A 23839-nucleotide genomic window follows, 5' to 3' on the forward strand; every position below is an offset into this window, starting at 1 on the left:
TCAGCACGAATCGTTCCATCCGAAGCTTGAATCATGATCAAGCCCGATGTGGAATCCTGAATATCAACAGGTCTTAGTTCGCGGTCACCGGAAAATCGAAACGCTGTTTTGGGAACGGCTCTTTGGCCAGCGTGAAGTGCCACCATTCGCGCGCATAGTTGCGGAAGCCGGCGGCGCGCATGGCGGTCAGCAGGGTTTTGCGGTTTGCGGTGGCTTCGGCGCCGATCAAGGCGCTGGCGGTCTCGCTCTTTGGGTCAAAGCAATCGAAACCGGTGCCGAAATCGAGCGTGCCGCCGTCCGGCGCACCGCAGGCCGGATGAACTTCGCTTTTATTGACGGCCTCGGCGATAGCAAGGTCCACCGTCGAGCCTCGAGAATGGCTGGAGAACTCGCCGATATAGCCTTTGGCGATGAGATCGCCGCGCTCGACTGTCGGATACCATTGCGGATCGGGCCGGCCACCCTCTCTTGTCCATCTGCCCATGTCGGCGACGGCGCGCGCGGGTCGGTAGCAGTCGAAGACGACCAGCGTCAGGCCTTTGGCGGCTATTGCTTTCTGGACGGTCGACAACGCCTTGGCCGCTTGTGCGGTCAGGACGCAGACCGGCGCGTCATAGCCGTCGGCCTTGCGGTGCAGGAAGTTTTCAAGGCCGGCGTAGCGGACATCCTGGCGGATGGTCGGGTCGATATCGGCGAGCCTGACGAAGCCGGCGGGCAGGGGGTCGGCGTAAGCCGAGGGAGGGCTCGCGATTGCTAGCGCAAGCGCTGCGAAGAATGCTCCCGACAAAGGTCGGCGCGAGGCCCCCCTCTCTGCCCTGCCGGGCATCTCCCCCGCGAGGGGGGAGATTGGCAGTTTCGGCGCCGCGCTTCTCCTGCCATCGTCAAAGATTGGCGAAGGCCGCGAAGCGAATAATCTCCCCCCTTGCGGGGAAGATGGCCGGCAGGCCAGAGGGGGGTGCCTCGCGCCGAATATCAGGCGGAGAAACTCAATCTCCTGAATCGCTTGCCGCATCTTATTCGACGAACACCTTCACGCTCGCCGCGCGTCCGGCCGCGTCGATCACGGTCAGCGTCGAATAGCCGGTGCCGTCCGGTAGCCAGGTCGCGGTGCGGCGGCGGTCGATGCCGGCGAGCGGCTTGCCGTTGGCGAGCCAGCGGAACGGCGCGCGGCCGCCTTGCAGTTTCAGCACCAGCGGCGTGGCATCGGCGGAATTCGTGCCAAGGTCGACGCGCGCGCCATTGGGCGGGAAGATGATGGTCGGTGCCGGTTCCGTGGCGGTGGCCTGCACCAGCCCATCCGATCCGGGGCCGAAACGGGCGAGCGTCACCGGCAGTTCCTCGCGCTTGGGGTTGAAGACGCCCGGCGGCCGGCTTGGCAGCGGCACGCTGGCAAGGCCGGAACGGACGAAGCCTTCGAACAGGATCGGAGCTGCCGAGACATAGCCCGACAGGCCGGGGATGGGGCTGGCATCGGCGCGGCCAACCCACACACCCAGCACGTAGCGGCCGTCGAAGCCGACGGACCAGGCGTCGCGATAGCCGTAGGAGGTGCCGGTCTTGTAGGCGATGCCGCGCTGCATGGCGCCTTCCGGCGGCTTCACGCCGGACAGGATGTCGTTGATCTGCCAGGCGGCCTGGTCGTCGAGGATGGTGGCGGTGGTGCGCTCGGCATCGGCCGGCTCGGTGCCGTCATGCAGCGTATGCATCTTGCCGCCATTGGCGAGGCCGGTATAGAGCTGCACCAGGTCGCGCAAGGTCACGCCGACGCCGCCAAGCCCGATCGCCAGGCCCGGCGCCTCGTCGACCGGCAGAATCGGGTTGACGCCGGCCTGGCGGAACCGTGCCGTGAGCCGTGCCGGACCGACGGCGTCGAGCACGCGGATCGCCGGCACGTTGAGCGACAATTGCAGCGCCTGGCGGATCGAGACGTCGCCCTGGTAGCCCATGTCGAAATTCTTCGGACGGTAGCCGCCGAAATCGGCCGGGCTGTCCTCGATGATGGTTTCCTGCGCCACCAGCCCCTGCTCGAAGGCCAGCCCGTATATGAACGGCTTCAGCGTCGAACCAGGGGAGCGCACCACCTTGGTCATGTCGATCCAGCCGGAACGGCTGGCATCGAAGAAATTCGCGGAGCCGACCTCGCCGAGAATGTCGCCAGTGCGCGCATCGGCCATGACCATGGCGACGGAAAGTTTCGGGCCGAGCTTCCTGGCGGCATCTCTTGCCACCTGTTCCAGCCCTTGCTGCACGCTTTTGCGGATTGTGAGCTGCAGCGGCTTGCCGGGCACGGCCTTGGGCAGCATGGCATAGGAGGCATGCGCGGCCAGCGCCGGTAGCTTGCGGCGCAGGCCGGAAACATCGTCCAGCGCGGCGCGCGCGGCTTCGCGTTCGCCGAGCGCGCCGGTCGAGACCATGCGGGTGAGCACGCGGTCGCGCGCGGCGTGGGCAATGTCGAGATTGCGGTCGGGCCGGCGCCTTTCCGGCAATTGCGGCAGCGCCACGAGAAGGGCAGCCTCCGACACGGTGAGCCGCTTCGGCTCCTTGCCGAAATAGGCGAGCGAAGCGGCGCGCACGCCCTCGAGGTTGCCGCCATAGGGCGCCAGCGTCAGGTAGCGTTCGAGGATTTCCTGCTTGGACAGCCGCCGCTCGATCTGGATGGCGCGCAGCATCTGCTTGAGCTTGGAACCGAGGCTGCGGCTGTCGCGCGGCTCGATCAGCCGGGCAAGCTGCATCGACAAGGTCGAGCCGCCGGAGACGATGTGGCCGCTGGTGACGAGCTGGCCGGCTGCGCGGCAGAGCGCCAGCAGATCGACGCCGCGATGATCCCAGAAGCGCTTGTCTTCGTAGGTAACCAGCATGTCGACGAACTGCCGGTCGACCTGGTCGAGGCGGGTTTCGAGCCGCCAGTAGCCGTCCGGCGTGGCGAAGGCGCGCAACAACTGGCCGTCGCGATCCTGGACCTCCGTCGAAACCGTCAGCTTCGCCGGCAGTGGCGGCGGGAAGGCGCGGTCGAGTTCCCAGAGCGCAGCGATCGAAAGCGCGGCGAAGATGGCGAGGCAAAGGCCTGCGATCGCGGTTCGTTTGAGGATTTTTCTGGAGAGCACGGTGCTGCCCCTCATCCGCCTGCCCGTCCTTCGCAGCAGCGACGCTGCAGCTTCGGAGGGTGAACCGGCACCTTCACCCCGCCCAGAGACGGGGTGAAGGGAGATATCGGTGACCTTTTCATCGCTATTCCGCCTTGACCTCCATCACCCCGGTGGCGGTGCGGGCCGAGTATTGCGGCCGGTACATGTCCTCCACCGTCGCCGCCGGATGGGCGTAGGTGCCCGGCGTCACGGCGCGCACGACATAGGCCAGCGTGATGTTGCGGTCGCCGTCGCCTTCGTTCGGGTTGAAGGCGGCGACGAAGCGGTCGTCGCGGAACTCCAGATGCGCGGCGTCGGTCTGCGCCAGCCAGGAGAAGTTCGACAATTGCGCGCTGGAAACCAGGCTCGGATTGTCGATCTCGAAGCCGGCCGGCAACAGGTCGGTGATCAAGAGCCGCGACGGCCACTTGTTCTGCTCGTAGACCTTGAGCACGACCACATAGCGCTCGTTCTGCCTGGCCTCCGTGACATTGGCCTCGGTGCCGTCGAGCTTGTAGTAGGTGCGATCGATGGTGAAGCCGTCGCCGCCGGCCGGCAGCGGCTCGACCGGCGCGGCGACCGCGGTGACCACCGCCTGCAGCGGCGTCGCGCCGGTGTTGGCGATGGTGAGGGGGCTGTCGACGAGGTCGCTGCCAGCGACCTGGTCTGCATAACCGCCCGAATGCGGCGCGCCGTTGACGGAAAGCATGATGGAATCATTGCCTTCCTTCAGCGCCCGCGCGGCGAGCAGCATCCAGGATTCGTCCTGCGTGCTCGTCCAGCGGGCATCGGCGCGCGCCACGCCCACCAGCTTGATCAGCTGCGGCATGATGCTCGGCACCGGCTTCGATTCCGCCGCCAGCGCCAGCATTGCAGCACCATCGCGCAACCGCGAGCCGTAGTCCGAGCGATAGTAGTCGTAGTCGGTTTCCGATTGCGCCAGCCGCAGCGCCGTCTGGAAGGTGGCTTCCGAACGCTGCGTGTCCCCGTAGAGCGCGAGGCTCGCCGCCAGTTGAGCGACCGCCATCGGGCTGGAGAAGGCTTCGAGCTGCGTGTCGGCGTAGTAGCGCAGATCGCCGATCGAGGCCTTCTTGTTGCGGGCGAGCACGTAGAGCGCATAGGCGATCTCGCTGCCCTTGTCCTGGACGTCCTGGTCGTAGCCCAGCGAGTTCTGCAGGTTGTTCAGCGCCTGGTTCATCGCCAGCGCGGGCACATCGTATTTCTCCTCGCGCGCCCGGGTCAGGAACTCGCTGACATAGGCGTCGAGCCACAGGTCGCCGGAGCCCGGCCCCCAGAGGCCGAAGCTGCCGCTTGCCGCCTGATAGGACAGGACCTTGTAGATCGCGTCCTGGATGCGGCCGTGCAGGTCCGGATCGCTCTCCATGCCGATGCTCTTGGCCATGTCGTTGACATAGAGCAGCGGCATCGCGCGGCTGGTGGTCTGCTCGGCGCAGCCATAGGGGTAGCGGTCGAGGCTCATCAGAAGCGACGGCACGTCGAGCGCGGACGACTGCGAAACGCCGACGCTGACCGAAGCGCCGTCGAGCACGCTTGCGGCAAGCAGTTCCTTGTCGACCCGCAGCGAGCCGCCATGCGGCTTCAGGTCGACAACCATGCGGTTGGTGACCGGAAGCTGCGCCGGCCGCACCGGCAGATAGAGCGTCTGCTCGACCTGAGTGCCGCCGGCATGCGCGAGCTTGACGGTGACGGAAGCGTCGCCCGCGGTCTTGGCGACCAGCGGGAAGGTGAGCGACTGACGCTTGCCCTGGGCGAGCGTCAGCTTCTCGGGCAGCGGCTTGTCGCCGGTCGAAAGGTCGCCGGTCGTGGTGACCGACAGCGCATAGTCGCCGGCCGGACCATCGGTGTCGGCAATGTCGAGGCGCATGGTCGCCGCATCGCCCGGCGCCAAGAAGCGCGGCAGGCCGGCGGTGATCACCACCGGATCGCGCACGATGACGTCGGCCTGGGCATGGCCGACCGCATCCTTCGTCCAGGCGACGGCCATGACGCGCACGGTGCCGTTGAACTGCGGGATGTCGAAGTCGATGCGCGCATTGCCGTTGGCATCGAGCTCGACGGGGCCGGAGAAGAAGGCGACCAGCTTTTCGGTCGGCGGGCTGCCTTGCGCCTGCATGTTCGCTCCGTCGCCGCCGGTGCGTATCTTGCCCATGGTGCCGAGCGAGCCATCGATCAGGCGTCCGTAGAGGTCGCGGATCTCCAGCCCCAGCATGCGCTGGCCGAAGAACCAGTCCTCAGGGTCGGGCGCCTTGTAATTGGTGAGGTTGAGGATGCCGACATCGACGGCCGCCACCATCACATAGGCGTTTGTGCCGGCCTGGGCGCCGTTGACGGCGACCGGGATCGACAGCTGCTGGCGCGGCAAGGTCTTTTCCGGCGGCGTCAAGCTGACCGCCAGCTTCTTCGAGCCCGGATCGACCGACAGCCATTGGATGCCGATGGCGCGGGCCGGCATGCGCGATTCCTGCGCGTCGCCGGGCCGGAACAAGGTCGCCGTGACATAGGCGCCGGCGCCCCAGTCGTCGCCGACCGGGATGTCGACGGTGCTGCCGCCGGCCGGCACCGAAGCCGTGACCGTCTTCAAAAGCTTCTCGGCGCCGATGGTGATCAGAAGTTCGCCGGCAAAATGCGGCGAGACCTTCAGCTTGGCGACTTCGCCGGCGGCGTAAGTATCCTTGTCGAGGGCGATCTCCAGGCCGTCGGGCGTCTCGGTGGTGGTCGAGGCGACGTACCAGCCGGCGTCGAACTCATAGCTGGTCGCCGGACCATCAGGATCGGCCGTCTCGACCTCGAGCCGGTAACGGCCCCAGTCGACGGGCAGCGATACCGTCGCCTCGCCATCGGCCTTCAGGTCGACCGCGCCGTTGGCTACGGCCTTGGTGAGGTTCACCGCCTCGTAGTTCCAGGAATTGTTGGAACGGTACCATTGATAGTTCCGCTCGACCTTGACCAGCGACCACTGCGCGCCCTTCAGGTCCTCGCGCTTGCCGTTCGGGTCGACGGCGATGATGCTGAACTTCGCCGTGCCGCCTTGCGGCACTTCATCATCCGCGAAATCGGGGCGAATGCCGATGACGTCGCGCTGCGGACGTACGCCGATGTCGAGCGAGCGCTCGACGGCGCGACCGCCGGCCTCGCGCATCCGCACGGTGACCTTGGCGTTGACCAGCTTGGTGGTCGACGGCAACTGGTCGATGGTGGCCGGGAAGGTCGCCTTGCCGTCGTCGCCGACCACGGGAAGATTGGCGAGAGGCGTCACGGTCGGCTCGCTCGACTGCTCGTCGGCCAGGCCGAAGGTGAAGTCCTTGAAGCTGTCCCAGCTGCTCGTGGTCGACAAAGTCATCTCGCCTTCGAGCGCCAGGCCCGCGGCCGGCGCGCCGTAAAGAAAGCGGCCATCGACGGTGGCGTTGGCGGTCTCGCCCTGGGCGATCTCCTTCTTGTCGGCGGTCAGGTCGAATTCGATGCGATCCGGCACGAAGTCCTCGACCAGGAACATCTGGCTGGCGACTGGCGCCTGCTTGGGATCGGTGTAGATCGACACCGTCCAGGTGCCGCGCATGGCGTTGGCCTCGAGCGGCAGGTCGACGGCGTGGCCGCCGGCGGACTCGCCATTGCTGATGACGCGGCGGTTCTCGACGCCATCGGGACGCGTGAAGATGAAGGTCAGCGGCAGGTTCTCGACCGCCTTGGCGGCGCCGTCGCGGGCAAGGGCGGCGACGTGAACGTCCTCGCCGGCGCGGTAGATGCCGCGCTCCGTCCAGGCATAGACGTCGAGCGCGCCTGGCGAGGCGCGCCCCTCGACGCCGCGATCCGAAAGATCGAAGCCGGCCTTGCCCATGTCGAGGAAGACGAAGTCGTTGTCGCCCTGCTTGGCCATCAGCACGGCCGGCACCATGCCGTTTTCGCCGCGGGTGAGGCCAGGATTGAAGACGGCGTGGCCCTCGGCATCGGTGGTCGCCGTGCCGAGTATCTCGTTGTTCTTGGCAAGCAACGTCAGTTCGGCGCCGGAAATCGGCTTGGCCGAGCCCAGCGAACGGGCAAAGACGTTGAGGCCGTCCTGGCCGGTATAGGTGGAAAGGCCGATGTCGGAGACCACGAACCACTGCGTGGCGCGTGAACCGTAATCGTCGCTCTTGTCGTCGACCGGCTGCGCGGTCAGCACATAGACGCCGGGCTTGCGCTGCGGGATCGCCTCGTCCACCGGAAACGAAGTGGTAACCTCCTTGTTGAGATCATTGGCGATATCGAGCGTGCCCGACCAGACGGGCGCGCCCATCTGGTCGGAAATGGTGGAGATGTCATAGCCGTCGAGCTGATGCAGGAACTGATAGCCGGACAGAAGCTGCGCCAGCGAACGATCGCCGATGCGGTAGAGCGTCATCTTGGCAGCGTTCATGTTGACGGTGACGACCGGAATGCCGCGGCGCGCGCCGGCCGGCAGCACGAAGCTGTCGCCGGTGAAGCGGGCGGAGGGAGCGCGGTCCTGGACGTAGATCGACAGCACGACAGGCGCGGCGATTGTCTCGCCGATCGCGGCCGGCAGGCCGGCGCGGAAGGTTACGTCATAATGCTGGCCGTGCTCCAGGCCTTCGACGCAGATCTGCTTGTCCTTGGCCTCGACGGCCTTGGGCGCGGCGTTGTCGACGGTCACGAACTGCGCATAGTCGACGCCGGTCTTGACCAGTTCCTCGGAAAACTGGGCGCAGATGCGCGGCGAGGAGGAATCGGCATCGACGGTGTGCTCGATGACGCGAAAACCCTTGCGCGCCTTGAGGTCGGCATAGTCGGCCTGGACGGCGGGCGAACTCACCAGCGCAAGGCTCGCCTCATAGGCCTGCAGCGACGGCCGGTACAGATCGCGCTTGTCGAGGCCGGCGCCGAGCAGGGCCAGCGCCTCGGCGCGGGTCTTTGCGGTGCGCACCAGCTTGTAGGCGTTGAAGGCCGCCGAGGTGGCGTTCATCGGGAACGTTGAGGGTTCGGTGGTGTTCGAGGCCGGCTCCACGGCGAGTATCTCGCGCGCCAGCGCCAGCCACAGGGCGCCGTCATCGGGCAGGACGGAGACGGCCGCCTGGTATTTCTGCATGGCAAGGCGATGGTCGCCGGTAAGTGCTGCCTGCTCGGCGGCCGCCTGCAGGGCAGCAAGCCCTTCGGTCGGCTTGTCATAGGCCGGATCGGTCAGGTGGTTGCGGAACTGCTGGGCCTGGTCGGCCATCCAGTTCGGGAAGAAGGCCAAGGCCGGCGGGGCGCCGATATCCGGGTCGCCATCGACATTCGCGACCTTGCCGGCGACGGCGCCGGTGAAGGATTTCAACTGGTTATAGTCGGATTTGAGAAAACACCATTTGGCCTTGGTGTTGTAAGTGAAGGCTCGGCAGGCCGGGTCGCCGAGGCACGTGGTCTTGCACTGGTCGAGGCTGACATTCTGCTCCGACCTCAGGTCGAAGCCAAAATAGTCGGAATTGTCGGTCGTCACGATTCGCCGGGCTTCGGCCGCAAGGGCCGCCCCGCCCAGGGCGAAAAAGATGAGAAGAAGGAAAGAGAGACCACGAGCCGCGCGCATTGCCATACCACCCTCCAGACATCGCCAGCGTCCGGGCATGATCAAGCTTAGTGCAGGCTTGTCAACGCCGGAGCGCCGCAGGTTTATCACCCGCGAACGGTTTCCATGCCGGCCAAAGGCCGGTATTTCGACAGAACCTCTGTGAGACGGATCACACTTTCTTGCGGAATCGCAAAAGGTGTGAATTCCAAGCCCGGTCTATTTCAGACAATTGGATTGTGGCCCCTTTACGAACGTTTCGGAACTTCATTCCAATTTTAGTTTTGTCGACTAGGTTGTCTTAATGCCGGCGCATGAAACGCAGATGTCAGGAGGGTACGCGCCAGGGGGCGGGCTTCCGCGCGCCCTGCTTTTCGCGCTCATCTGCTCGACCATGCTGGCCGCGGAGGTACGGCAGGCGGCGGCTTTCGAGATTTTCGGCATCAAGCTTTGGGGTTCGTCCAAGGACGAGGATGCCGATGTCGTCGATCCGCTGCGCTACTCGGTGACGATCAATGCCACTGACGCCGACAAGGATCTGGTCAAGAAGCTCGAAAATGCCTCGGCGCTGAAAAACGACGAGGACCATCCGGTGTCGGGATCGCTCGGCCTGATGGCCAAGGCGCGCGGCGACCGCGAACAACTGGTCGCCGCCCTCTACGCCGATGCCCGCTACGAGGGCGTGGTCACCATCACGATCGACGGCAAGTCGATCGACGAGTTGCCGCCGGATGCCGAGTTCAAGGGTCCGCAGCCCATTCCGGTGGTCGTCACGGTTTCCCCCGGAGCGAAATTCACGTTGGGCAACATCCGGCTGAAGGGTGATGCGGCGGGATTGGCGGCAGCCGATTTCGGCCTGATTGCCGGCGGCGATGCCGGCTCCGGCGCGGTGCTCAAGGCCGAAGCGCTGATCGTGCGGGCGCTGAAGGAAGAGGGCAGGCCGCTTGCCAAGGTGACGGACCGCGAGATCGTCGCCGAGCACGCCAGCTCGACGCTGGACGTGACGCTGACGGTGGCGGCCGGTCCGGTCGCCGGCTATGGCGATACGACGGTCGAGGGCACGGAAAAGGTCGATCGCGACTTCACCGAATACATGACCGGGTTGAAGCGAGGCCAGCAATATTCGCCGCAGGAGATCGACGATGCCCGCGACCGGCTGCTCGGGCTCGAAGTCTTCAACAGCGTGACAATCAAGGAAGGCGACAACCTCGACGCCAACGGCAACATCCCGATCGATGTCCAGGTGAGCGAGCGCAAGCCACGCTATTTCGGCATCGGCGGCACGTTCTCGAACACGGAAGGCCTCGGGCTCGAAGGCTATTGGGGACACCGCAACCTGTTCGGCCAGGCGGAGAAGCTACGTATCGACGGCTCGATCAGCGGCATCGGCAGCAACAGCATTTCCGCGCTCAACTACAATGCCGGCGTCATGTTCGAGAAGCCCGGCGTGCTCGGGCCGACGTCGAAATTCTTCACCGGCATCAAGACGGTGTTCGAGCACCCCGATGCCTATGATCATTTCTCGGTCAAGGGCGACGTCGGCGTTTCCTACGACCTCGACAAGAAGCAGCGGGTCTCGGCCGAATTCGACCTCGATTATTCGAAGATCACCGACGCCTTCGGCAAACATACCTATCTGATCGCCAGCGTGCCGCTGCAATATGTCTATGACAGCCGCGACAACAAGCTCAACCCGACCAGGGGGTTCCGCTTCCTTGCCTATGCCGAGCCGAGCTACGACATATTGAACGGCGCGACCTTCCTGAAGCTGAAGGGCGAGGGCTACACCTACCAGTCGCTCGACACGGCAAGCAGGTTCGTGCTCGCCGAACGCGCGACGCTCGGCTCGATCCTCGGCACCGGGCTGCAGAACGTGCCCGCCGACCGGCGCTTCTATTCCGGCGGCGGCGGCTCGGTGCGCGGCTATTCCTACCAGGGCATCGGCCCGAAGGATATCGACGGCCAGCCGATCGGCGGTCTCTCCTTCTTCGAGACCTCGGTCGAGATGCGCATCGGCGTCACCGACACGATCGGCATTGTCCCGTTCGTCGATGCCGGCACGGTCTCGACCAAATCCTTCCCCGATTTCTCGAATGTGAAGGTCGGCGCCGGCGTCGGCCTGCGCTATATTACTCCCTTCGGGCCGTTGCGCATCGACGCTGCCGTGCCGCTCAACCGCGATCCGGGCGATCCGCATTTCGGCATCTATGCCGGCATCGGCCAGGCGTTCTGACGATGAAGATGGTCTGGCGCATCCTCCGCATCTGCCTCTACGCGCTGCTTGTGCTGCTCGTGGTGGCGATCGGCGCGCTTGTCGTTCTGACCGGCACCGAAGGCGGCCGGCAGAATCTTGCCGGCTTGATATCGAAGATGGCTTCGAATGAGGACCGCAAGGTGACGGTCAGCGGCATCGAAGGCATCTGGTCGGGCGCGCTCAGGGTGGACCACGTCGTGTTGGAAGACCGCGCCGGGCCCTGGATGGTGGCGCGCAAGTTGGCGCTCGACTGGTCGCCGACGGCGCTTCTCTCCTGGAATTTCAATGCCGACCGCTTTGCCGCCGAGCGCATCGAACTGGCGCGGCTGCCACAGCCAAGCCAGCAGCCATCACAGGGCGGCTCGACGAGCCTGCCGGTTTCGATCGACGTCAAGCAGATCGACCTGCCGGAGATCGCGCTTGGCCAGGAGCTTGCCGGCAGCGGCATCGCCGAGCTGGCCGCCAAGGGCTCGCTCAAGGCGGATCCATCGCCACTGGCGATCGAGAGCGTGCTGAACGTGAGCCGTCACGACGGCAGAGAGGGCAATGTCGACGCCAAGATCCATTTTGCGCCGGCCGACAACAAGCTCGACCTCGATCTCAAGGCTTCGGAGCCGGCGGGCGGCATCATCGCCAATTTGCTCAAGCTGCCGGATGCGCCGCCCATCAACATCGTGGTTTCCGGCAGCGGGCCTTTAGCCAACTGGAGCGGCGTCGGCACCTTCATGGTCGACGGACGGATCGTCAGCCAGTTGACCGGCCGGCACCAACTCACCGACAAGGGCCACCGCATCGAGGCCAAGGGCGACGGCCAGTTCGAAGGCTTCCTGCCGGAGAAGATAAAGGCGCTTTTTGCCGGCAAGACGAGCTTCGACCTCGCCGGAACAGCGACCACGTCGGGCGGGGTCGATATCGAGCGCGCGACCATAGAGAGCGATGCTGTGCACGGCGCCGCGACCGGCAATGTCGATCCGAAGGGCGCCAGCGACCTCGCCGTCGAGCTCTCCGCCAAGGACAAGCCGGTCACTGTCGATGTCGGCAACAGCGCTGCACCGATCCTGGTCGCCGTCGAAAAGGCAACGGTGCGCGCCTTTGGCGACGGCAAGGCGCCGATGGTCGATATCGGCACGTCGCTTACCTCGGTGGCCGTCGGCGGGACCCAGCTCAACAATATTACGGGCGAGATCCATTCCGACGGCTTCGATATCGGGAACCGCAGCGGCCCGGTCAACATCAAGCTCGCGGCCGCCGGCCTAAAGACGGATGTGGCGACGCTGGCGCCGCTGGTGACCGGCAAGCTCGCCGCGGATCTTTCCGGCACGATCAGCCGCGAGACCGTGACCATCGAGAAAGGCACCTTGCGCAGCGATGCGCTCAATGCCGGGCTGACCGCAAATGTGGCTTTGGCCGACCTGTCGATGACGCTGAAGATGAATGCCGACGCCGTCTCGAAGGCGTTGCCGCCGCAGATCAGCTCGCTGCTTGGCGAACGGGTGAAATTCTCGGCCACCGCCACGCGCGATCCGCAAGGCGCGTTCGCCGCCAACTCGCTGGAGATCAGCTCCGGCTCGCTCAGCGCCAGCGGCACCGGCAGCATGCAGGGCTCGGACATCCAGGCCAGCGTCAAGGGCACGTTGGGCGACGTCTCGCCGCTGTCGTCGCTCGCCGGCACGCCGCTTGCCGGCGGGGTCAATTTCGCGCTGAGCACGAGCGGCCCGCGTTGGGCGCCGGATTTCTCCGTTTCAGCCGACAGCCCCAGCCTGACGGCGGCCGGCCGGACGGTGAAGGACATCAAGCTCTCGGCCAAAGGCAAGGCCGACATCGCCAATCCGTCGGCCGACATCTCGCTGACCGGCAACGCCGACGGCCAGGCGCTGGATATCGAGGCCTCGCTGGTGACCGCCGACGGCAAGCGCTCGATCAAGGGGCTGAGCCTGGCGCTCGGCGACAACAAGGTTTCGGGCGATCTCGCGCTCGACGACAAGTTCCTGCCGCTCGGCACATTGAAGCTTGCCGTGCCCGACATCGGGCCGCTTGCCGCCCTGGCAAATCAGACCGCGACCGGCGACATCAACGGCACGATCGCCTTTGCCAAGGAGGGCGAGGCCCCGACCGTCACCATCAATGCGGCCAGCACGTCGATCGCGCGCGGCGAGCTGGCGGCAAAGACGATCACCGTCGACGCGCTGATCGCCAACTACCTCAAGGGGCCGGCGATCTCGGGCACCATCAAGGCCGACAGCGTCAGTTCCGGCAGCACGGTCATCAGCGGCATCGGCATCGATTTGAAGCGCGACGGCGACTGGACGAACTTTACCGGAGGCGCGACGGCGTCCGGCATTCCGGCCACCGCCACCGGGCGCGTGAAGATCGCCAACGGCACGACAAGCGTGGAAATCGCCTCCGGAGAGGCGACGGTGCGTGGCATCAAGGCGGCAATAGCCGAGCCTTCCAGCCTCTCCATCGCCAATGGCGTGACCGCCATCGAGAAGCTCGCGCTCAATCTCGGCGGCGGCTCGGCGACGGTTTCCGGCAGCGCCGGTCAGGCACTGGACCTGACGGCCAATCTCGCCAACCTCCCGCTGGCACTCGCCAACGATTTCGTGCCCGGCCTCGACGGGGCCGGAACGCTGGAAGGCACGGCACACGTCACGGGTCCATCGTCCAATCCCGACATTCAGTTCGACGCGAAGTTGGCGGGCGCCGAGACCAGCCAGACCAGGCAGGCGGGGCTCGGGCCGCTGGATCTGGACGCTGCCGGTACCTACACGCTGGCGGGCGGCGTCGCCCTGGACCACGCCACGCTTTCGGGCGAAGGGATTTCAGGCAAGGCCGCCGGCACTCTCAACCCGAACGGCGCCAGCGATTTCTCTCTCGATCTTACCTCATCCGGAGCCAGCCTGCCGTTGACCGTCGGCAGCGCCCAAAGCCCGGTCAAGATCGCCGTCCAGTCCTTGTCGGCAAAGATGGCGGGCGAAAGCACGCAGGCGCGGCTCGATGTGTCCGCGATCCTGCCTTCCATTGCCGCCAGCCAGGCGAAGGTGGACGGTCTCACCCTGGCGCTGCATTCGGATGCCTTCGACCTCAAGGGGCGGGCAGGTCCGGTCTCCGGCACGGTATCGGTGGACAGGATCGGCCTCGACAATCAGTTGATCGCGCCGCTGATCGCCGGCAAGGTCACGGCCAAGGTCAATGGCCGCTTGACGACCGATGCCGTCGCCGTCAACAGCGGCTCCTTGAAAAGCGACGCGCTCAACAGCCAGGTCGCGGGCCGGATATCGCTGGGTGACGGTTCGGTCGACCTCAATCTGAAGGCCGATGTCGCTTCTTCGGCCCTGCCGGCGGCGGTGCGCGGCATGCTTGGTGAGAGCGCTGCGTTGAGCGCTTCGCTGAAGCGCGATGCCAGTGGCAATGTCAATATCGACGGGCTGAAGCTGAATTCGGGCGCGCTCACCGCCGATGGCCAGGCGAGCCTTGCCGACAGCAAGCTGGCAGCCGAGATCAGAGGCGCGTTGAATGGCGTTTCAGGGCTCTCGAAAGACGCCAAGGGCGCCATTGCCTTTGCGCTCAATGCGCAAGGTCCGGTCACCGCGCCCGACCTGTCGATGACGGTAAGCAGCGACCGGCTTTCGGTGGCGGCGCGCGAGATCACCGGGTTGAAGCTGACGGCCACCGGCAAGGCCGACGCCGCCAATCCGGCGGCCAATGTACAGCTCACCGGCAACGTCGCCGGACAAAACCTCGAGGGCAGCGCGGTGCTCGCCACGACCAATGGCAGCCGCGCGATCAACGGGCTTCTGCTGTCGCTCGGTCCGAACAAGATCTCCGGCGACCTCACCCTCGACGATGCCTTCGTGCCGGTCGGAACCGTTTCGCTCGACCTGCCCGATATCGGGCCGCTCGCCGCGCTGGCCCTGGAAAAGGCCGAGGGCAATGTGCGTGGCACGATCGCTTTCACCAAGGCGGCTAACGGACCCAACGTCGCGGTCAAGGCGAACACCTCGGAGATCAAGCGCGGCGATCTCTCGGCCAGGAATGTCGCCATCGACGCGCAGATCGCGAACTATATGGCAGCACCCGTCATTGCCGGCACGGTGCGCGCCGAAAGCGTGACGTCCGGCGGCACCGCCATCACCGGCATCGATGTCGATCTCAAGCGCGACGGCGACTGGACCGGCTTCTCGGGTGGCGCCACCGTCAAGAACATCCCGGCCAAAGCCGCCGGCCGCGTGAAGGTCGCCAACGGCACGACGACCGTCGAGCTCGCCTCTGGCCAGGCGACCGTGCAGGGCATCAAGGCCGCGATCGCGCAGGCCTCGACGATCACTGTCGCCAACGGCGTGACGACGCTCGACCGGCTGGTGCTCAATCTCGGCGGCGGCACGGCGACGGTGACGGGCAAGGTCGCGCAGGCACTCGACATCAACGCCAACCTGGCGAGGGTGCCGATCTCGCTCGCCAACAGTTTTTCGCCGGGTCTCGACGCGGCCGGCTCGATCTCGGGCACGGTCAAGGTCACCGGCCAGCCTTCGACCCCCTCGGTCGCCTTCAACATCGATGCTTCCGGCGTGCAGACCTCGCAGACACGCAGCGCCGGCCTCGGCGGCATGAATGTGTCGTCGTCGGGAACCTTCGCCGGCAACAAGCTCGCCTTCGACGCCAACATCAGCGACGGCGCCGGCCTCGGCCTTAAGGGTGGCGGCACGGTTGCGACGGCAGGCACGCCCACCTTGGCGCTCGACTTCAACGGCAAGGTGCCTTTTTCCTTCCTTGCCGCCAAGCTCGCCGCTCAAGGTCTGGCGCTCAACGGCACCGCCAATGTCGATGTGCAGGTGCGTGGCCCTGCATCCGCGCCGGTGATCAGCGGCAAAGTCACGACATCCGGCTCGCGCCTTATCGATGCCCGCTCCGGCCTGGCGGTCAACGATATCGCCGCCGACGTCGCGATTGGCGGCGGCGTCGCCAGGATCAACCGCTTGACCGGAAAGCTGTCGACGCGCGGCAACCTGTCGGCGAGCGGCACGGTGGGCATCACGCCGGCGCAAGGTTTTCCGGCCGATCTGTCGGTCAAGCTTACCGACGGCCGCTACACCGACGGCCGGGTGGTGACCGCCAATCTCGGCGGCGACCTGACCGTCAAGGGCCCGCTCGTCTCGGCGCCGGTGATCGCCGGCACGATCAACCTGGCGAGGACGGTCATCACCGTCCCGGAAAAGCTGCCGGGCTCGCTTTCGGCGCTGGATGTCAAGCACAAGAACGCGCCGGCTTCGGTGCGGGCGCAGGACAAGGCGCTGCGTCCGGCGACGTCCAGCGGCAGCAGCAACGGCGGCAGCGGCCTGACGCTCGACGTGACGGTCAACGCGCCGAACCAGATCTTCATTCAGGGCAGGGGCGTCGATGCCGAACTCGGCGGCTCGCTGAAGTTGACGGGCCCTGCCTCGGCGCCGCAGGCGGTAGGCACTTTCACCCTGCAGCGCGGACGGCTGATTATCCTCTCCAAGCGGCTGACCTTCACCGAGGGCACGATCGGGTTCCAGGGGTCGCTGGTGCCCTATCTCAACATGACGGCGACCACGACGACGAGCAGCGCCACGGTCACGATCCTCGTGTCGGGCGAGGCGACCAATCCGAAGTTCACCTTCTCCTCCGTGCCGGCGCTGCCCCAGGACGAGGTGATGGCGCAGCTCATCTTTGGCCAATCCATGTCCAAACTGTCGCCGCTGCAGATCGCGCAGCTTGCGAGCGCCGCCGCGCAGCTGGCTGGCGTCGGCGGATCGACGTCGCTGCTCGAGAACCTGCAGAGCGCCATCGGTGTCGACGATCTCGACGTGACGACGGACGAGAAGGGCGGCACCGCGGTTTCGGCCGGCAAGTACCTCAACGACCGCACCTATGTGACCATACAGAAGGGCGACAAACCTGGCTCCGGCAAGGCCACGATCGACCTCAATGTCGGCCGCGGCGTGAAGCTGCGCGGCGAGGCCAATGACGCCGGCGAAGCAAAGGGCGGCGTCTTCTACGAACGCGAATATTGAGGCTGCGCGGCCCTTCCAAGGCCAGTCGAAGCGGCCGCTCGCCACGGCCACAGAGCCCCTAATCCTCATAAAATGTATTGATTTAATCGCCCGCGACGAATTTTGGGAAAATCCGCCTCGCGCTAACAAATTTGCGTCAAGACTGTCGCTATCGCGCGAACCGTATTGCAACCAAAGATGCACATTCCCTAACATGTTCCCACTTCACACCGTGTTTTGACATCACGGCTTGGATGCGGAATGTTACAAGGCGGAAAGCCAACAATGGGAGTAAGTCATGGCAATCTACAAGAGCAATGGTGACCGTGTTCCGGATCACATCCTGAAAATGGCCGAAGACGCCAAATCGGGCGGCGTGGACCGCCGCGAGTTTCTGGCTTTGGCAAGCGTCTTCGGCGCATCGACGGCAATGGCCTATGGCATGCTCGGCCTCGCCGCGCCTACCCCGGCCCGGGCCGAGGACGTGCAGGGCAAGAAGGGCGGCGTGATCAAGGTCGCGATGTCGATCAAGGATCCGAAGGATCCGCGCACGGCCGACTGGTCCGAAATCTCCAATGCCGAGCGCCAGGCGCTCGAGCCGCTGGTGAAATACACCAAGGAATACACCTTCGCGCCGTACCTGCTGGCGAGCTGGGACATCAATGACGACGCCACAGAATATACGCTGCATGTGCGGCCGGGCGTCGAGTGGAACAATGGCGACAAGTTCACCGCCGACGACGTGATCTACAATTTCACCCGCTGGGCCGATAAGGGCGCGGAAGGCAATTCGATGCCTGGCCGCCTCGGCAGCCTCGTCGACGACACGACCAAGAAGCTGCGCGACGGCTCCGTCGTCAAGGTCGACGACATGACGGTCAAGCTCAAGCTGTCCAAGCCCGACATCGCCATCATCCCGAATCTGTGCGACTACCCGGCGCTGGTCGTGCACAAGACCTTCGACGAGAAGGGCGCCAACTTCAAGAACTGCCCGATCGGCACCGGTCCGTTCGAGCTGGTCTCCTACGACGTCGGCCAGAAGGTGGTCTACAAGCGCCGCGAGACCGGCAAGTGGTGGCAGGGCGAGGCCTTCCTCGACGGCGTCGAGTTCATCGATTACGGCACCGATCCGGCGGCGACCGTCTCGGCTTTCGAGTCGGGCGAAGTCCAGACCAACCACGAAACCACCGCCGACTACATCAAGATCATCGCGGATGTCGGCGCGCCGGTTTCGGAAGTCGTGACGGCAGCCACGGTTGTGTCTCGCTTCAACGTCACCAAGAAGCCCTATGACGACCAGAAGGTTCGTCAGGCGATGTTGCTTGCCGTCGACAATGCCACCGTGCTGCAGCTCGGCTATGGCAATGCCGGCACGCCGGCCGAAAACCACCATGTCGCGCCGATCCATCCGGAGTATGTCAAGCTGCCGGAGGTCAAGCGCGACATCGCCAAGGCCAAGCAGATGCTGACGGAAGCCGGCGCGATCGATTTCGAGCACGAGCTGATCAGCAACGACGAGGACTACCACAAGAACACCACGGACGCGATCGCGGCCCAACTGCGCGAGGCCGGCATCAAGGTGAAGCGCACCGTGCTGCCGAGCTCGACCTTCTGGAACGACTGGACGAAGTATCCGTTCTCGGAAACCAACTGGAACATGCGTCCGCTGGGCATCCAGGTCATCGCCATCGCCTACCGCTCCGGCGAAGCCTGGAACGAGACCGCTTACGCCAACCCGGACTTCGACAAGAAGGTGAACGAGGCGCTCGGCATCGCCGATGCGGAGAAGCGCAAGGTTGTGATGAAGGACATCGAGCAGACGCTGCAGGATTCCGGCATCATCATCCAACCTTACTGGCGCAAGCTCTACATCAACATAAAGCCCGAGGTGAAGAACCACTCGATGCACCCCACCTACGAGCACGACTTCGGCAAGGTCTGGCTCGACCAGGCGTGATCCATGGCTTGATGAATACGAGGGGCCGCGGCCCCTCGTATCTCAAGCTTCGTCGCGGCTGCATATCCTGCGGCGGTGGCGGGGCCTCATCCGCTTTTCGAAACAGGGTTGAGCCTATCTGACCCCAACCCGGCCGGCAGGGGGCGCGCATGTTCTCATTCATCGCCAGACGCATCGGCACCATACTGCTCACGATGCTGTGCCTGACGCTGGTCGTGTTCTTTCTCGTCAATCTCGAGCCCAATCTCAAGAAACTGGCGATCAGCCAGACCGAGATGCACACGCCCGCCGACCAGCTTGAAAGCTGGCTGGTCAACCATGGCTACCGGCAGAATTTCTTCGTGCGCTACGGCCAGTGGCTGGGCGTCCTGCCGAAGCATCCGATCACCGATCCGGCGACCGGCAAGACGACCCAACGCTTCTCCTTCTGCAACGACCCGATCGAACCGACATTCTCCGGCGTTCTGCAGGGCGATTTCGGTTGCTCGACCAAGTTCAAGACGACGGTCGGGGCCAAGCTTTTCCCGGCCCTCGGCGCCACCGGATTGCTGATGTTCTGGGTGCTGGCGGTGATGGTGCCGATCTCGCTGCTGATCGGCATTCTCGCCGGCATGCGCGAAGGCTCGCGCACCGACCGTGTGCTGTCCGTGGCCTCGATCGCCTCGACGGCGACGCCCGAATATGTGTCGGGCGTCATCTTCACCGTCATCTTCGCCTCCTGGCTCGGCTGGCTGAACGGTTCGGCTGCATCCGCCAGCCAAGGCATCACCTTCTACAATTTCACGCTGCCGGTGATCACGCTGGCGATCTACGGCATCGGCTATATCGCGCGCATGACACGCGCCTCGATGGTCGAGGTGATGACGCAGCAATATATCCGCACCGCCCGGCTGAAGGGCCTGTCCTTCAGCAGCGTGGTCATCAAGCATGCGTTGCGCAACGCGTTGATCGCACCCTTCACCGTCATCATGCTGCAGTTCCCGTGGCTGCTCACCGGCGTCGTCATCGTCGAGGTGATGTTCCGCTACCAGGGCTTTGGCTACACGCTGGTCGAAGCCGCCGGCAACAACGACATCGATCTGCTGCTCGGCTGCTCGCTGGTCTCGGTGTTCATCGTGCTGATCACGCAGCTCATTTCCGATGTCGGCTACGCGTTTCTCAATCCGCGTATCAGGGTTCAGTAGGGGCAGGGGCCGATGCAAACCGAATATATCAGCGCCTTCGACGTGGTTATCGGCGTGCTCTGGCGGTTCTGGCCGGTGTGGGTCGGGCTCATCCTGGTGATGGGCGCCAGCTTTACCTACAAGAAGCGACTCGGCCTCTACGGCCAGCTTTTCGACAGCGGCGTCGGCATCGCCGGCGTCTTCATCTGCCTGTTCTGGCTGTTCACGGCGATCTTCGCCTCGACCATCTCGCCCTTCGACCCGTTGGCGCAGATCTCGGTGATGAAGGACACGCTGCCCGGCGCGATCGAGCCGGCATCGAAGCTCGTCTATTATTTCGGTGGCGACAAGCTTGCCCGCGACGTGTTCTCGCGCATGGTCTATGGCAGCCAGATCGTGCTGATCATCGCGCCGGCCGCCACCGGCTTCGCGCTGATGGTCGGCATCACGCTCGGCCTGCCGGCCGGCTACTATGGCGGCAAGATCGACACGCTGCTGTCGTTCCTTGCCAATCTGGTGCTGGCCTTCCCGGTCATCCTCTTGTTCTACCTGCTGGTGACGCCGGGCATCATGGACACGCCGATCCCCTATGCGATGGCGGGATTGTTCTTCCTGTTCCCGATCATCTTCTTCAGCGTCCTGTTTTGGACGCGGTTCAAAAACCGGCCGGATCGGCTCTATATCCTGCTTGGCATCACGCTGGTGGTCGGCGGCTGGATCTATGCGGGCCTCGTCTTCGACAAGGATCCGTTCCATATCGTCCACATCGATCCGAACCAGCTCAACATCTTCGTGGCGGTGGTGTTCGCTTCCAGCCCCGGCGTGTTCCGCATCGTGCGCGGTCTGACCATGGACATCAAGACGCGCGACTATGTTGCGGCGGCGCAGACGCGCGGTGAATCGCCCTGGTACATCATGCTGTGGGAGATCCTGCCCAACGCGCGCGGTCCGCTGATCGTCGATGCCTGCCTGCGTATCGGCTACACGACGATCCTGCTCGGAACGCTCGGCTATTTCGGCCTGGGCCTGGCGCCGGAGAGCCCCGACTGGGGCACCGCGATCAAGGACGCCAGCCGCCTCTTGCGTTCCTTCATCCACCCGGCGCTGCCGCCGACGATCGCATTGATGTCGTTCGTGCTGGGGCTGAACCTGTTGGCGGATTCGCTGCGTGAACAGTCGATGAAGGATTGATGGCGGGGCTTTCGGCCCCATCTTCCAAGAACCAAGGATTGGAGCGACCCATGAACGAGGCAGTTCGAGATCCAGGCAAGCCGACCAAGGGGCCGATCATCGAGATCGAGAACCTCTCGATCTCCTTCTTCACCCGCAAGGGCGAGATCCCGGCCGTGATGGATTTTTCCTGCACGGTGATGCCCGGCGAGGCGATGGGCATCGTCGGCGAATCCGGCTGCGGCAAGTCGACCGTGTCGCTCGGCATCATGCGCGACCTTTCCAACATCGGAAAGATCGTCGGCGGCAAGATCAAGTTCCAGGGCAAGGACATGGGCGAGCTCTCCGAGGAGGAGCTACGCTCCATCCGCGGCAACAAGATCGCCATGATCTACCAGGAGCCGATGGCGAGTCTCAATCCGGCGATGAAAATCGGCCAGCAGCTGATGGAAGTGCCGCTGATCCACGACAAGGTGTCGAAGGAAGAGGCGCATAATCGCGCGCTGGAGATGGTGCGGGCAGTGAGGCTGCCCGATCCCGAGCGCATGATGCGCTCCTATCCGCACCAGCTGTCGGGCGGCCAGCAGCAGCGCATCGTCATCGCCATGGCGCTGCTGTCCAAGCCGGCGCTCTTGCTGCTCGACGAGCCGACGACGGCGCTCGACGTCACCGTCGAGGCCGGCATCGTCGAACTGGTCAAGGGGCTGGGCGAGAAGTTCGGCACCTCGATGATCTTCGTGTCGCACAATCTCGGTCTCATCCTCGAGACCTGCGACAAGATCACGGTGATGTATTCCGGCGAGGCGGTCGAGACCGGCAAGATCGAGGATGTGTTCGACCGGATGCGCCATCCCTATACGCAAGGGTTGTTCCGCTCGATCCCGCTGCCAGGCGCCGACAAGAACTCACGGCCGCTGATCTCCATTCCCGGCCAGTTGCCGCTGCCGCACGAGCGGCCGAAGGGCTGCAATTTCGGGCCGCGCTGCCACCATTTCGTCGAGGGCGTCTGCAACGCCGCGGAAATCCCGATGATCCCAGTCGACGGCCATGAGGGCCATTTCTCGCGCTGCGTGCGGTTCAACGAGATCGACTGGGAGGCGCTGCCGCCCGGCGCCAAGAAGGTCAACGAAAAGGTCGAGCCCGGCGCGCCGGTGCTCAAGATCGACGATCTCAAGAAATACTACAGGGTTGGCGGCAGCGAGGTGTTCGGCTCCAGCGAAGGCCGCGTCGTCAAGGCCAACGAGACGATCTCGTTCACCGCGCGCGAATCCGAGACGGTTGCGATCGTCGGCGAATCCGGCTGCGGCAAGTCGACACTCGCCAAGGTGCTTCTGGGACTGGAGACCGCAAGCTCCGGCACGGTGACGCTGGGCAACAAGGAGATCCAGTCGACCGGCATCGAGAGCCGCAATGTCGAGACCGTGTCTTCGATCCAGATGGTGTTCCAGAATCCGTTCGACACGCTGAACCCCAGCCACAGCGTCGGCTCGCAGATCATCCGCACGCTGGAGAAGTTCAAGGTCGGCAAGAATGTCGCCGAGCGGCGCCAGCGCATGCTGGAGCTGCTCGACCTGGTGAAGCTGCCGCGCGCCTTCGAGACCCGCAAGCCACGCCAGCTGTCGGGCGGCCAGAAGCAGCGCATCGGCGTCGCGCGCGCCTTTGCCGGCGACGCCAAGGTGGTGGTGGCCGACGAGCCAGTTTCGGCGCTCGATGTCTCGGTGCAGGCGGCGGTGACCGAACTGCTGATGGATATCCAGCGCAAGAACAAGACGACGATGCTGTTCATCAGCCACGATCTGTCGGTGGTGCGCTACATCGCCGACCGCGTCGTCGTCATGTATCTCGGCTATATCGTCGAGCAAGGGACGACCGACCAGATCTTCTCGCCGCCTTACCACCCCTATACCGAGGCGCTGCTGTCGGCGATCCCGATCGCCGACACGAGCGTGGTCAAGAAGCACATCGTGCTCGAAGGCGACATCCCGTCGGCGATGAACCCGCCGACCGGCTGCCCGTTCCAGACGCGTTGCGGCTACAAGAAACTGGTGCCGGACAATCTGTGCGAGACCAAGGTGCCGCCGGTGAAGAATCTCGGCGACGGCCATATGAGCCTGTGCTGGCTTGCCGACGACGTGCTGGCGAAGATGGAGCCGGTCATCAAGTTCGACAAGGAGCATGCCGCGCATGAGGGCGTGCCCGAAGATGCGCCGCACGGCGAAGGCCCGGGATTTGCGGGTTCGCCGCCGAAGCGTCCACGGGGCAAGAAGGCCAGTGCCGAAGCCGATGCGACCGGAGAGGCCATCGAGGAGAATGACGCCGTCTTGCGAGCCCGTCGTCACGAAGTCCGCGACGAGACATCGGAAACCGGTGTTTCAAAGCCGAAGGACACGACAAGGCGTCACTAGTGCGTTTCACCGTTTCATGGAAATGGCGAAACGCCCTATCTCTTTGTTTTGACGCAATTCCGGACGGCAGGCTGCGGCGAAGTCGCCCAGCCCAACCGCTCACACTTTTCCTGGAATTGCTCTAAGGCCTGTTGATATTCATCTGGAGCTTATGATGGCGGCGGCGAGATGGACGAAGGCGGAGAAGCTCTGGT

General features: G+C 64.7%; 9 protein-coding genes. 6 read left to right on the forward strand and 3 right to left on the reverse strand.

Going from position 1 to position 23839, the window contains the following annotated elements; translation table 11 throughout:
- Nucleotides 1-73 precede the first annotated feature (73 nt).
- The 3 genes from FJ424_RS32175 to FJ424_RS32185 all read right to left on the reverse strand — a co-directional run bounded on the left by FJ424_RS32175 (nucleotide 74) and on the right by FJ424_RS32185 (nucleotide 8709).
- Nucleotides 74-787, reverse strand: coding sequence for a M15 family metallopeptidase (locus FJ424_RS32175; RefSeq protein WP_246677415.1), 714 nt, complete (start codon nucleotides 785-787; stop codon nucleotides 74-76).
- 226 nt (nucleotides 788-1013) lie between these two features.
- Nucleotides 1014-3119 carry a penicillin-binding protein 1C gene (pbpC, locus tag FJ424_RS32180; protein WP_181182263.1) on the reverse strand — a complete coding sequence of 702 codons (2106 nt, stop codon included), beginning with the start codon at nucleotides 3117-3119 and terminating at the stop codon, nucleotides 1014-1016.
- 109 nt (nucleotides 3120-3228) lie between these two features.
- A complete protein-coding gene (locus tag FJ424_RS32185; RefSeq protein WP_140659818.1) occupies nucleotides 3229-8709 on the reverse strand; it encodes an alpha-2-macroglobulin family protein in 5481 nt (1826 codons plus the stop codon).
- Between the two features lie 277 nt (nucleotides 8710-8986).
- On the opposite strand from FJ424_RS32185, the gene FJ424_RS32190 reads away from it, so the two are divergent.
- The 6 genes from FJ424_RS32190 to FJ424_RS32215 all read left to right on the forward strand — a co-directional run bounded on the left by FJ424_RS32190 (nucleotide 8987) and on the right by FJ424_RS32215 (nucleotide 23645).
- Nucleotides 8987-10915, forward strand: a complete 1929-nt coding sequence (locus FJ424_RS32190; protein WP_140659817.1) for an autotransporter assembly complex family protein — start codon at nucleotides 8987-8989, stop codon at nucleotides 10913-10915.
- 2 nt (nucleotides 10916-10917) lie between these two features.
- The gene (locus FJ424_RS32195) at nucleotides 10918-16971 is read left to right on the forward strand and encodes a translocation/assembly module TamB domain-containing protein (protein ID WP_140659816.1); all 6054 of its coding nucleotides are present in this window, start codon (nucleotides 10918-10920) and stop codon (nucleotides 16969-16971) included.
- A 277-nt stretch (nucleotides 16972-17248) separates the two neighbouring features.
- Nucleotides 17249-18907 carry an ABC transporter substrate-binding protein gene (locus FJ424_RS32200; protein WP_140659815.1) on the forward strand — a complete coding sequence of 553 codons (1659 nt, stop codon included), beginning with the start codon at nucleotides 17249-17251 and terminating at the stop codon, nucleotides 18905-18907.
- A 149-nt stretch (nucleotides 18908-19056) separates the two neighbouring features.
- Complete coding sequence (locus FJ424_RS32205) at nucleotides 19057-20091, forward strand: ABC transporter permease (RefSeq protein ID WP_140646109.1); 1035 nt, start codon at nucleotides 19057-19059, stop codon at nucleotides 20089-20091.
- A 12-nt stretch (nucleotides 20092-20103) separates the two neighbouring features.
- Nucleotides 20104-21261, forward strand: coding sequence for an ABC transporter permease (locus tag FJ424_RS32210; RefSeq protein ID WP_140646108.1), 1158 nt, complete (start codon nucleotides 20104-20106; stop codon nucleotides 21259-21261).
- Between the two features lie 50 nt (nucleotides 21262-21311).
- A complete protein-coding gene (locus FJ424_RS32215; RefSeq protein WP_140659814.1) occupies nucleotides 21312-23645 on the forward strand; it encodes an ABC transporter ATP-binding protein in 2334 nt (777 codons plus the stop codon).
- The last annotated feature ends 194 nt before the right edge of the window (nucleotides 23646-23839 follow it).

Origin of the sequence: Mesorhizobium sp. B3-1-8, assembly GCF_006439495.1 — a bacterium.
Lineage (GTDB): Bacteria > Pseudomonadota > Alphaproteobacteria > Rhizobiales > Rhizobiaceae > Mesorhizobium.

Coding starts and splice junctions, on each gene's coding strand:
- pbpC (WP_181182263.1), bottom strand. CDS start 3,119: ATGAGGGGCAGCACCGTGCTCTCCAGAAAAATCCTCAAACGAACCGCG.
- FJ424_RS32185 (WP_140659818.1), bottom strand. CDS start 8,709: ATGGCAATGCGCGCGGCTCGTGGTCTCTCTTTCCTTCTTCTCATCTTT.
- FJ424_RS32190 (WP_140659817.1), top strand. CDS start 8,987: ATGCCGGCGCATGAAACGCAGATGTCAGGAGGGTACGCGCCAGGGGGC.
- FJ424_RS32195 (WP_140659816.1), top strand. CDS start 10,918: ATGAAGATGGTCTGGCGCATCCTCCGCATCTGCCTCTACGCGCTGCTT.
- FJ424_RS32200 (WP_140659815.1), top strand. CDS start 17,249: ATGGCAATCTACAAGAGCAATGGTGACCGTGTTCCGGATCACATCCTG.
- FJ424_RS32205 (WP_140646109.1), top strand. CDS start 19,057: ATGTTCTCATTCATCGCCAGACGCATCGGCACCATACTGCTCACGATG.
- FJ424_RS32210 (WP_140646108.1), top strand. CDS start 20,104: ATGCAAACCGAATATATCAGCGCCTTCGACGTGGTTATCGGCGTGCTC.
- FJ424_RS32215 (WP_140659814.1), top strand. CDS start 21,312: ATGAACGAGGCAGTTCGAGATCCAGGCAAGCCGACCAAGGGGCCGATC.